Consider the following 10,636-nt stretch of genomic DNA (forward strand, 5'->3'; position numbering starts at 1 on the left):
TTTATGGGACATTCACCGATTTCCGATAACTCGTCCGCTGCGGTCATTGCCCGCTTCCTGCGATCACGCGGCGTCGATCGGGTCTTCGCCCTGTGCGGCGGCCACATCATGCCGATCTGGATGCGGCTCGACGCCGAAGGCATTCGGATTGTCGATGTGCGCGACGAGCGGGCCGCGGTGTACATGGCGCATGCGCATGCCGAACTGACCGGACAGCTCGGCGTGGCCCTCGTTACGGCCGGGCCTGGTGTGACCAATGCCATGACCGGCATCGCGAATGCCCATGTGGCACGCGCCTCGGTGCTGGTCCTGTCCGGCGTGGCGCCGCGCCAGCAAGAAAACCGCGGCGCCTTGCAGGACATCTCGCACACTGACCTGGTTCGCTCGATTACCCGCTATGCCCGCACCGTGCGCCAGCCGGCGCTGGTATTGCAAGAGCTCGATGAAGCCGTCTCGCGCGCCTTCGGCGATGGCGGCGAGCCTGGGCCCGTGTATCTCGACTTCCCGGTCGATACGCTGCGCGCCGAGGTGCCGCTGGCGCTGCAGATGCCGGAACACTTCAAACCCAAATCGAAACGCCGCTTGCTGCCCGATCCGGCGTCGGTTCAGGAAGCGGTGGAATTGCTCTGGTCCGCACGGCGTCCCTTGTTCATCTCGGGCAGGGGCGCCCGCGGCAGCTCGGCGCCTTTGACGCAACTGCTTGAGCGCCTCAATGCCCTTTACCTCGATACCGGCGAAAGCCGGGGCATCGTTGCCGACAGCCACCCTTCGGTCGTCGCCGCAATGCGCGGCTCGGTCATGGGCGAAGCCGACCTGGTGGTGACGGTGGGACGACGGCTGGACTTCCAGCTGGGCTATGGCTCGCCGGCTGTTTTCAAGCAGGCGAAGTTCCTGCGCATCGCCGATTGCGCGGCGGAACTGCGCGACAATCGGCGCGGGGCAGTGGAGATTTTTGCCTCATCAACGCTGGCGCTGGAAGCGATCCTGGCAGCCGCCGGCGAGCGCGCGCCCTCAACCGACATGGCCTGGGCCAGCACAGTCAGAAGCGCGCACGTTGCCCGTTCGGAGAAGCTGGTCAACACCATGCGCCAGGCGCCGCCTGGCGAGGATGGCAAAATGCATCCTAACCGCCTGTTAGCCGCCCTGCGCGCAGCGCTGCCGGCCGACGCCGTGGTAGTGGCCGACGGCGGCGACTTCCTCAGCTTTGCGCGGGTTGGCTTGCCCGCTACCACCTACCTCGACCCCGGCTCGCTTGGTTGCATCGGCATCGGCACCCCTTTCGGCATCGCTGCCAGCCTCGCGCTTCCGGAGCGCACCGTCGTGGTAGCCACAGGCGATGGCGCGTTCGGCTTCAACGCCATGGAAATCGATACCGCGGTGCGCCACAAGGCACCGCTATTGATTGTCGTCGCCAACAACGGCGCATGGGCCATCGAAGTGCGTGACCAGGCCGAAACCCATGGCCACGTCGTCGGGACCCGCCTGCAGTTCTCCGATTATGCCGGGATGGCGCGAAGTTTCGGCATGCATGCCGAGCGCGTCACCGACGCCGACGCCCTGCCGGCAGCCATCGCGCGCGCGTTGGCCAACCGGCCCGCCTTGCTCGACGTGGTGGTCACGCCCACGGCGATTTCGTCGGATGCGCGTTCAGGCCTTGCGTGGGTTCCCGATTTACAAGCGCTCGCAGCGTGGGACGACGCTGAACGCGCATGGCGCGATGCCGGCACCGACAACAGGAACCTGGAATAATCATGGACTTCTCGATTTCAGAACCGCTGCTTGCGCTGCAACAGCGTGTGCGCACCTTCATCCGCGAAGAGGTGATCCCGCTCGAGTCGGATTGCCGCCAGGGACCGCATGGGCCCGAGGAGGGCCTGCGGCGCGTGTTGATCGAACGCGCGCGGGCCGCAGGCCTGTTGTCGCCCCACGTATCGCCGCACTACGGCGGCATGGGTTTGTCGCATCATGCCCGCGCGGTCGTGTTCGAAGAAGCCGGCTATTCTCCCCTCGGGCCGATCGCGCTGAATATTTTTGCGCCCGATGAGGGCAATATGCACCTGCTCGAAGCGGTCGCGACACCGGCCCAGAAAGAGCGATGGCTGCGCCCACTGGCGCTCGGCGAAATACGCTCGTGCTTTTGCATGACCGAGCCGGCTCCGGGCGCGGGGTCCGACCCGCGCATGCTGGCCACAACCGCAGTGCGCGACGGCGACGACTATGTCATCAACGGCAGCAAGTGGTTTATTACGGGGGCGAACGGGGCGACCCTGGCCATCATCATGGCGGTGGTTCCCGGTTCCGGCGCGACGATGTTCCTGGCCGATATGTCGGCCAAGGGCATCGTCATCGAGCGCACCATGGACAGCCTGGACACCTGCTTTCCCGGCGGGCACGGCGTGATCCGGTTCGATCACTTGCGCGTTGCGGCAGCCGACATCCTGGGCGCCGAAGGGAGCGGCTTCAGCTTTGCCCAGATTCGCCTGTCGCCAGCCCGCCTGACCCATTGCATGCGATGGCTGGGCGCGGTTCGCCGGGCGCACGACATCGCTGTCGACTACGCCCGCCATCGCCATGCCTTCGGCCGCCCGATCGGCGAGCACGAGGGGGTTGGCTTTGGCCTGGCGGACAATGACATGGACATGCATTCGGCGCGCCTGGTCATCATGCACTGCGCCTGGGTGCTGGACCAGGGCGATCTTGCGCTGCGCGAATCGAGTCGTGCGAAAGTCATCGTTTCGGAAGCCGTCTGGCGGGTCGTCGACCGCTGCGTGCAGATCCTCGGGGGACGCGGGGTGACCGGCGAGTCCCTCGTTGCGCGCATCTTTACCGACATCCGCGCGTTCCGGATTTATGACGGCCCCTCTGAAGTGCATCGCTGGAGCCTGGCAAAACACCTGTTGAAAAGCCCCCCCTCGCCGGAGAAGCATCATGCACCCGATTGATTCGCTGTTCCGATTGGACGGCCGCACGGCGCTGGTGACAGGCGCCTCCAGTGGGCTGGGCCGCCACTTTGCGATAACCCTGGCCAGAGCCGGCGCGCGCGTGGCGATCGCCGCGCGTCGCACCGACCGCCTGAAAGCAACATGCGCCGAACTTGAAGCCTTCGGGCAACAGGCGGTGTCGGTACACATGGATGTCACCGATGCGTCCTCGGTGCGCGCCGCGTTTGCGGAACTCGACAAATCATTCGGCACGCCCGACATCGTCGTCAACAACGCCGGGGTCGCTATCTTTCGTCCGGCACTGGAGCAATCCGAACACGATTGGGACACAGTCATCGACACTAACCTGAAGGGAGCGTGGATGGTATCAACGGAGGCGGCACGGCGCTTGACGGCCGCCGGCCAGCAAGGATCGATCATCAATATCGCCTCGATTACAGGCGCCAGGCCGGCAGGCGGCGTGGCGCCCTACTGTGCGTCGAAAGCCGGACTGATTCATCTGACCAAAGCCATGGCGCTGGAATGGGCCGCTGCCGGTATCCGGGTCAATGCGCTGTCGCCAGGCTATATCAGCACCGAACTCAACCATGACTTCCTGCACTCCGAGGTGGGCGAACGCCTCAGGAAGCGCATTCCACAACGGCGCTTCGGCGCAGCCGAGCACCTCGATGGCCCGTTGCTGCTATTGGCGTCGCAGGCCGGCAGCTATATGTCCGGCACGATCCTGAACGTCGATGGCGGTCATTTGGTGAGCACGCTATGACCACCAGCAACAGCGGCGAGCCGCAGCCGCCATTTTCAGCGCAGCAGCACAGCGCGCTGGCGCACTATCTGCGCACCCATGTCGGACAATTTTCCGGGTTGCCTGTGCTAAAAGCGCTTACTGGCGGCCAGTCGAATCCGACTTACCTGGTCGATGCCGGCGGCGAGAGCTATGTCCTGCGCAAGAAGCCTCCCGGCAAACTTCTCAATTCTGCCCACGCAATCGAGCGCGAGTACCGGATCCTTTCCGCGCTGCGCGATAGCAGCGTGCCCGTGCCACAAGTGCACGCGCTTTGCGAAGACCCCTCGATTATTGGCTCCCCTTTTTACGTCATGGCGTTCGTGCAGGGCCGCACTTTCGTGGATCCGTCGCTGCCTGCGGTGCCGGCAGCACAGCGCTCGGCGATCTATGACGAGTTAAATCGGGTGATCTGCACACTTCACAAACTCGACTTTGCCGCATATGGGCTTGAGGACTTTGGCAAGCCTGCCAATTTTTTGGAGCGACAACTCAACAGATGGACCCGGCAATATCGCGAAAGCGAGACTGAAAAGATCCCCGCCATGGAGCATCTGATCGCATGGTTGCCGCAAAACCTGCCGGTAACTGGGGAAACGTCGATCGTGCATGGCGATTTTCGCATCGACAACATGATCTTCCATCCTACCGAGCCACGCATCCTGGCCGTTCTGGATTGGGAGTTGTCCACGTTAGGCAACCCTTTGATCGACTTCGCGTACCATTGCATGTCGTGGCGCGTCACTCCGGAAGAGTTCAGAGGCCTGCACGGCCACGATCTGGCGACGCTGGGAATCCCGTGCGAAGATGAATACGTCAGGAAGTATTGCCGGCAAACGGAACGCGAAGACATTCCACACTGGAATTACTACATTGTGTTTAATATGTTCCGCATGGCAGCTATACTCCAGGGCATTTGGTGGCGCGCTAAAAACGGCAATGCTTCCAGCCCGGAAGCTGAAAAAACCGGCCGCCTGGCCATTCCAATGGCGCAGGCGGGTTGGAGGCAGGTTGAGCAAATGCTGTAAATACCGCGGCGAGCATCTGTAAACCGGGCTTTAACAAGGATATTGGTTTATGAAAGAATTATCAGCAACTCCGACGGTGGTCGATCGCGTCTACCAGGCGATTATTACCGAGATTTCGGAAGGCAAATTTTCACCCGGCTCGCGCATTATCCAGGAACAAATTGCCCAGAAACTGGGGGTATCGCGCCAACCGGTACAGCAAGCCCTGCTCCTGCTGCGCAATCAAGGTGTGCTACAGAGCGCGCCTGGCCGCGGGTTGATTGTCGCGCCAATAGATCTTGATTACGTAAAGAACCTGTACGATATTCGCGCCGTCGTGGAAGGATTGGCATGCGCACTTGCCGCCAAAGAAAATTCGGCGTTAGCCGCAAAACAAGGACCCAAGCTCATCAAGAATGGATTCAGCGCCGTCAAGAGCGGGTCTGTCGCCAACATGATCGCCGCGGACATGAAATTTCATGAGCTGATATATAGCCTGTCGGGTAATCCACTGATCCAGCTTGAAATGGATGCACATTGGATCCAGACACAGCGCGTGATGGGCGAGGTCCTGATGCGCGACGAAACGCCACGCAATATCTGGAATCAGCATGAGCTCATTCTTGACGCAATCATCAAAGGTGATGCCGCGGACGCCGAACGTCTGGCGCGCGAACATATCACCACGGCGGCAAAATTCATGATCCAGCGCATGCGTAGCGCCGCCGATAGCACCGCGCACGCTGTGGCCACAGCCAACAACGTAGCATAGCGAAAACGGCCAAGCGGACCGGCTCGACATAAGACTTCCTTATCGGGCCGCCCTCAATTCGTATTCGTATTTTTCCTGAGACGATTGGTACACTACCTACAGTATCACGAGGCCCAAAGCAATGACAGCCGTTATCGCGGCTACGCGTCCATGGAACCAATTCCGCTTTATCCGGTGGCTTCAGTCCCGGCGCTATTTGAATGATCGATTCAAACACCATGCAACCGGGCCGGAAAATCATGGTACTTGCGGGGGGGCGCTGTCGCGGTTGCGGGCCTCCGCACCGCCAAGCTAAAGTCAGGACTAATGTTGCACCACGAATGCTCCTATGGAACTCCGCTAGCTTCGCTATTTCATCGCGATTGCCGATCACGGCTCACTGTCCCGCGCTGCAACTGCATTGCATATCGTCCAACCAGCGCTGACACAGCCAATACATTTACTGGAGGATGAATTAGGCGTTTTACTGTTGCACAGGTCGTCGAGAGGAGTTGTTCCGACCGATGCGGGGCGAAAATTTTATGAACACGCCCAAGCTATCACGAAGCAAGTAAGCGACTGTAAAGCCGGCATGACCCAACTGGCAAACCACCCTTCGGGCTTTGTCGCACTTGGTATACCGCAAAGTATTTCCGGCATTCTGGCATTCTGGCATTGCCATTATTAAAGGCTGCCCGCGAGCGCCATCCGGAAATAACGATTCAACTTACCGAAAAATTATCAGGCACACTGACCGAACAACTTTTCTCGAGTCTCCTCAATCTTGCCATTTTATTCGATGATGACAATCTTGGGAGATTCAAGACGACAGTAATGGTCGAGGAGAAAATGATGCTCATCACTGCCGCCAATTCAAGATTTGCGCCATGCGGCTTTAGCATCGCACTGGAAGCACGGCGTTCGTCCGCGCGTCGAACAAATCGCACGTGTTGCAGGCCTTGCACTGCAAAACGTCATCGAGATCAACTCGGTGGGAATATTGAAATCCGCGCTGATGGCAGACCATGGGGTAACGATACAGGCTCTTGCGCCGATGATGCCGGAAGCCGGCACCGGCGACCTCATCGCCTTGTGTGCATCGAAAAATATTCCACTCAATAGCGCCGCAACCGCCGTCGAGCGCCTGGTGTTATCCGTCGTGGACGGCGCAATGCCGAAGCGGAAATTGGATAAATGCACGTTCTGTCGCGTTGTCGCCGCTGACACTGCCGGGTCATGCCCGGCGACCACTCGCGTGAAAACGCAGATTTCAGGTCTGTGTCGATATAGTCGTGCCCGGGACAGGCCCGCTGGACCATTCATCGTTCGTAGGGGCGCGCGGGCGATGGGCGAAACTCTCCCCCGCACCATGTTCGAGCTACTGACTAAAACCGAAAAGTCGAGCTTAGCGGCCGCGCAAAATGGCGCCGAGCACGGCTAGGCCATGCTTGATCTCGGGCACAGGGATGGCTGCAAACCCCAGCACCAGGCCGGGCGCTACTGCGCACACGGCGCTGGCGCCGGGATCGGCGTAAAAAGACAAGGGCCGCAATTCGATACCACGCGCAGCGCCGGCACTGGCCACCTCAGCTTCGTTTTGCTGACGGCGAAAGTAGACGCACAGATCGAGTCCGCCATCGGCTGGGCCACATTTGAGCACATCGCCAAGCTCGTGCGCGATACCAGCCAACAGGGCCGCGCGGCGCTCGGAGTTGGCTTCGCGCGTGCGCTTGATATGGCGCCCGAAATGGCCTTCGGCGATGAAGTCGGCCAGCGCCATTTGCGGCACGATAGCCGTATGGCGATCGATTACAGACTTGGCACACACGAGCGCGTCAACCAGCGCCGGCGGTGCCACCAGATAACCTAGACGCAGACCAGGAAACAGCACTTTCGACAAGGTGCCGACGTAGACTACGCAAGCGGCGCGGTCCAGGCTTTGTAACGACGCCAGCGGCGGCCCTGTGTAGCGGTATTCGCTGTCGTAATCGTCTTCAATCACCCAAGCTTTGTTGCGTGCCGCCCAGTCCAGCAATTCCAGGCGGCGCTGCAAACTCATCGTCACGCCAAGCGGCAGTTGATGCGATGGCGTCACATACACCAGCTTCGCCTGCGGACAGTGCGCCGCCCCGTACGCCACATTCAAGCCTTGCTCATCGACCGGCACTGCACACACGTGCGCGCCGGCCGCGTACAAAGGACCACTGGCGCCGCGATAGCCGGGCGATTCGATCCAAGCCGCGTCGCCCGGCCCGAGCAGCAAATTCGACAGCAGGAACAGCGCCTGCTGCGAACCGGAAGTCATAATAATTTGTTCTGGCGTGCACTGAACGCCGCGCGACGTTTTCAGGTAAATGCACAACAGTTCACGCAAGGGCAAATAGCCAGCCGGGTCGCTATAGCCGAGATGATGGTCGGGATGGCGCAAGCGGCGCGCTTCCAGACGGCTCCATACGGCAAATGGAAATTGTTCAAGGCCCGGCATGCCGACCCGGAAGGCGCAGTTTTTGCCCTGGTGATAGCGAGTTTGGCCCAACGCCGCCACAAAGCCTGCGCCGCGCGCCGATAACGGCCGCAGCAAGCCGAGCGCCGCGCATGCACGCGGTCTTTGCGGCAGTTGCAGGGTGACGAAAGTGCCTTTGCCAATGGCGCCGCACAAATACCCTTCGGCCGTCAGTTGCGCATAAGCGTTCAAGACGGTCTGGCGTGAGATGGCCAGCAGCCGGCAAAAGGTGCGGGTCGGCGGCAATTGCATGCCAGGGTTGATGGTGCCGTTCAAAATCGCGCCTTTGATGCCTTCGTACAACTGGCGGAACAATGGTGTTTTCGCGCTGCGCTCGAGCGGCAACGCGGCAAGGATTCGGTTGACGTGCATTGAAGCTCCTGAAATTGGTATTTTTAAAATACCATTTAATGGCTATTTCAAAAAGCCAAAATTTTTCTTATGATGAAACTAACCTCTCAACTTTTCACATAATCTCTTTCAACAAAGGCGGCATCCATGCAAAAGTTTCGCTTCGAGCGCGGCTACGCCATGACCGGCGCCGAGCTCGCGTCTGTATTTGCTCGCTCCGGCATCAACCGCCCGACCGCAGATCAACCGCGCATGCAGCAAATGGCGGATACGGCCGACTTGCTAGTGACGGCGTGGGATGGCGATTTCCTGGTCGGCGTGGCGCGTTCCCTGACCGATTTTTGCGCGGCTTGCTACCTGGCCGATCTGGCGGTGGACCGCACTTACCAGAAGCTCGGCATCGGTGCCCAATTGGTGCAAGAAACTCGCAGCGCGATCGGCAGCACAGCCATGCTGTTGCTGCTGGCGGCGCCGACGGCGATGGCGTATTACCCGAAAATCGGCTTTATCTCGGTAGAAAATGGCTGGATCAGCCGCAAACCTTGAACATGACAGGAACATTGATGCAATTCGAAGCCAAAATAGTATGGGAAAGAAACAGCCAGGAATTCTTGGATCAGCGGTATGACCGCGCCCATGAGTGGCAGTTTGACGGCGGCTTGCGCGTACCGGCGTCATCGTCGCCATTGTCGGTGCCGCTGCCAATGTCGAACCCGGCTAATGTCGATCCAGAAGAGGCATTGGTGGCGGCCGTATCAAGCTGCCACATGCTATTTTTTTTATCGCTGACGGCAAAAAATGGCTTCAGCGTTGACCATTACAGCGATCATGCACTGGGCCAGCTCGGCAAAAATGCCGAGCATAAAATGGCGCTAACAATCATTACCCTGCGTCCAGACGTCATTTTTTCAGGCACCATGCGGCCCGATACACAACAGCTGGCAGCACTGCATCATGCAGCTCATGAGCAGTGTTACATCGCCAACTCACTGAAGACCGATGTGCGCGTCGAAGCGATTGCCCCTTGATGTATACGCCAAAACACTTTAACGAAACGCGCCTGGAGGTGCTGCATCAATTGATCCACAGCCACCCACTCGCCACGTTGATTACGCTGGACGGCGGCAGTCTGTGCGCCGATCACATCCCGTTCGAGTTGACCGCACCAAGCGTCGCTGCGCCCTTTGGCGTCTTGCGCGGCCACGTCGCGCGCGCCAATCCATTATGGCGCCATGCACAGGCAGGCGACGTGCTGGCGGTATTTAAGGGCCCGCAAGCCTATATCAGCCCGGCTTGGTATGAAGAAAAATCCATCAGCGGCAAAGTCGTACCGACTTTCAATTATGCGGTGGTGCACGCCCACGGCCCGCTGCGCATCATCGACGACGCCCAGCAATTACTGGCCCTGCTCGAACGTCTGACCAATCGGCACGAAGCGGTTCGTAGCGCACCATGGCAAGTGAGCGATGCGCCATCCGCTTTCATCGAGCAAATAATGACGGCCATTGTCGGCATTGAAATACCGATTGCACATCTTGAAGGAAAATGGAAGATCAGCCAGAACCGCTCGGGACCCGACCAGAGCAGCATCGCAGCAGGCTTGTCTGGGGATGGCAATGCAGCGATGGCGGCGCTGATGACCGGCCAATAAGCATCCCGTCATCAGTGTAGGCTTGTTGAAGATGTGACTTGCGACCTTACTACGCACTCAACTGGACGCGGATATCAAGCCATTTGACCAGCCTCGCAATGTTTGGCTGCGCGGCATCTGGCGATCCTGATGGTCGGCGGCGCCCCCTCGACCGTCTTGCCCTCCTTGATCACATCGCCCGCCTGCACTAAAGTCGACACCGCTGATGCGATGCCGCTCTTGTAATGCGCAATGACCTTGGCGCCGGTGGCAGCAGCGACCACGGCCGCGTTGCCACCGGTATGGTCGCTGTGCTCATGGCTGTTCAGCAGCTGCGTAATTTGCCGGCCACGCACGCTTGCCAGCGTCAGGCATTTTTCGTGATCCAGCGGATCAATCGCGAGGGCTCCACGGGTTTCCGGGCAGGCAAATCAGGTAATTAAAATTGCGGTAGGCATTGCCAGTCCAGATCCGTTCAACAATCATGCGTTTCTTTCTTCGCCGCTCTTAAACATCATTCTAATGCGCGTAACCTAGTTGGATTGTAACTATTCAGCCGCACTAAACCCCGCAATTAGCAGTTGTAAACAATGCTGGTTTGCCGCATCATCCCGCCATGCCACCGAAGCCGCCCCGTCCCGATTTGACTCAACTGTCCGATACCGACAAGG

The 10,636-nt window shown here is 59.6% G+C and carries 12 protein-coding genes and 1 pseudogene; 11 read left to right on the forward strand and 2 right to left on the reverse strand.

Annotation, left to right across the window (positions count from 1 at the left end; genetic code table 11):
• Positions 1–3 precede the first annotated feature (3 nt).
• From CR103_RS05525 to CR103_RS23245, 8 genes and pseudogenes are all read left to right on the forward strand, one after another.
• Positions 4–1,749, forward strand: coding sequence for a 2-hydroxyacyl-CoA lyase (locus CR103_RS05525; RefSeq protein WP_099915006.1), 1,746 nt, complete (start codon positions 4–6; stop codon positions 1,747–1,749).
• 2 nt (positions 1,750–1,751) lie between these two features.
• A complete protein-coding gene (locus CR103_RS05530; RefSeq protein ID WP_099915007.1) occupies positions 1,752–2,942 on the forward strand; it encodes an acyl-CoA dehydrogenase family protein in 1,191 nt (396 codons plus the stop codon).
• Positions 2,929–3,705 carry an SDR family NAD(P)-dependent oxidoreductase gene (locus tag CR103_RS05535; RefSeq protein ID WP_099915008.1) on the forward strand — a complete coding sequence of 259 codons (777 nt, stop codon included), beginning with the start codon at positions 2,929–2,931 and terminating at the stop codon, positions 3,703–3,705. Before CR103_RS05530 ends, CR103_RS05535 begins: the two co-directional genes overlap by 14 nt.
• Positions 3,702–4,751: a phosphotransferase family protein gene (locus tag CR103_RS05540; protein ID WP_099915009.1), complete on the forward strand. Its 1,050-nt coding sequence runs from the start codon at positions 3,702–3,704 to the stop codon at positions 4,749–4,751. The genes CR103_RS05535 and CR103_RS05540 overlap by 4 nt, the downstream gene beginning before the upstream one ends.
• A gap of 49 nt (positions 4,752–4,800) precedes the next feature.
• On the forward strand, positions 4,801–5,502 hold the full coding sequence (locus CR103_RS05545) for a GntR family transcriptional regulator (protein WP_099915010.1): 702 nt from the start codon (positions 4,801–4,803) through the stop codon (positions 5,500–5,502).
• 400 nt (positions 5,503–5,902) lie between these two features.
• The gene (locus tag CR103_RS23235) at positions 5,903–6,169 is read left to right on the forward strand and encodes a LysR family transcriptional regulator (protein ID WP_229442815.1); all 267 of its coding nucleotides are present in this window, start codon (positions 5,903–5,905) and stop codon (positions 6,167–6,169) included.
• Positions 6,157–6,309, forward strand: a pseudogene (locus tag CR103_RS23240) (LysR family transcriptional regulator); the annotation flags it as partial. The gene CR103_RS23235 and the pseudogene CR103_RS23240, both read left to right, overlap by 13 nt.
• Positions 6,310–6,361: 52 nt before the next feature.
• Entirely contained in the window at positions 6,362–6,922 is a 561-nt protein-coding gene (locus CR103_RS23245) for a type 2 periplasmic-binding domain-containing protein (protein WP_229442817.1), read from the forward strand.
• Here CR103_RS23245 and pdxR read toward each other — a convergent pair.
• Complete coding sequence (gene pdxR, locus CR103_RS05555) at positions 6,887–8,356, reverse strand: MocR-like pyridoxine biosynthesis transcription factor PdxR (RefSeq protein WP_099915011.1); 1,470 nt, start codon at positions 8,354–8,356, stop codon at positions 6,887–6,889. The two genes, CR103_RS23245 and pdxR, sit on opposite strands and share 36 nt — an antisense overlap.
• A 126-nt stretch (positions 8,357–8,482) precedes the next feature.
• On the opposite strand from pdxR, the gene CR103_RS05560 reads away from it, so the two are divergent.
• Genes CR103_RS05560 through CR103_RS05570 form a run of 3 tightly spaced genes read left to right on the forward strand, consistent with a single transcriptional unit; the run spans position 8,483 to position 9,986 of the window.
• The gene (locus tag CR103_RS05560) at positions 8,483–8,881 is read left to right on the forward strand and encodes a GNAT family N-acetyltransferase (protein ID WP_099915012.1); all 399 of its coding nucleotides are present in this window, start codon (positions 8,483–8,485) and stop codon (positions 8,879–8,881) included.
• Positions 8,882–8,895: 14 nt separating this feature from the next.
• Positions 8,896–9,363, forward strand: a complete 468-nt coding sequence (locus CR103_RS05565; protein WP_180279288.1) for an OsmC family protein — start codon at positions 8,896–8,898, stop codon at positions 9,361–9,363.
• Positions 9,306–9,986 (forward strand): FMN-binding negative transcriptional regulator, encoded by a 681-nt coding sequence (locus CR103_RS05570; protein WP_307719678.1) that lies wholly within the window; start codon positions 9,306–9,308, stop codon positions 9,984–9,986. The genes CR103_RS05565 and CR103_RS05570 overlap by 58 nt, the downstream gene beginning before the upstream one ends.
• Before the next feature lie 74 nt (positions 9,987–10,060).
• On the opposite strand, the gene CR103_RS05575 is transcribed toward CR103_RS05570, so the two are convergent.
• Complete coding sequence (locus tag CR103_RS05575; RefSeq protein ID WP_229442816.1) at positions 10,061–10,321, reverse strand: MBL fold metallo-hydrolase; 261 nt, start codon at positions 10,319–10,321, stop codon at positions 10,061–10,063.
• Between the last annotated feature and the right edge of the window lie 315 nt (positions 10,322–10,636).

It is taken from the genome of Massilia psychrophila, assembly GCF_002760665.1.
GTDB lineage: Bacteria > Pseudomonadota > Gammaproteobacteria > Burkholderiales > Burkholderiaceae_D > JAFCUW01.

What these genes read in the sequence shown, in the direction of transcription:
- CR103_RS05525 (WP_099915006.1), top strand. Translation starts at nt 4, where the DNA reads ATGGGACATTCACCGATTTCCGATAACTCGTCCGCTGCGGTCATTGCC.
- CR103_RS05530 (WP_099915007.1), top strand. Translation starts at nt 1,752, where the DNA reads ATGGACTTCTCGATTTCAGAACCGCTGCTTGCGCTGCAACAGCGTGTG.
- CR103_RS05535 (WP_099915008.1), top strand. Translation starts at nt 2,929, where the DNA reads ATGCACCCGATTGATTCGCTGTTCCGATTGGACGGCCGCACGGCGCTG.
- CR103_RS05540 (WP_099915009.1), top strand. Translation starts at nt 3,702, where the DNA reads ATGACCACCAGCAACAGCGGCGAGCCGCAGCCGCCATTTTCAGCGCAG.
- CR103_RS05545 (WP_099915010.1), top strand. Translation starts at nt 4,801, where the DNA reads ATGAAAGAATTATCAGCAACTCCGACGGTGGTCGATCGCGTCTACCAG.
- pdxR (WP_099915011.1), bottom strand. Translation starts at nt 8,356, where the DNA reads ATGCACGTCAACCGAATCCTTGCCGCGTTGCCGCTCGAGCGCAGCGCG.
- CR103_RS05560 (WP_099915012.1), top strand. Translation starts at nt 8,483, where the DNA reads ATGCAAAAGTTTCGCTTCGAGCGCGGCTACGCCATGACCGGCGCCGAG.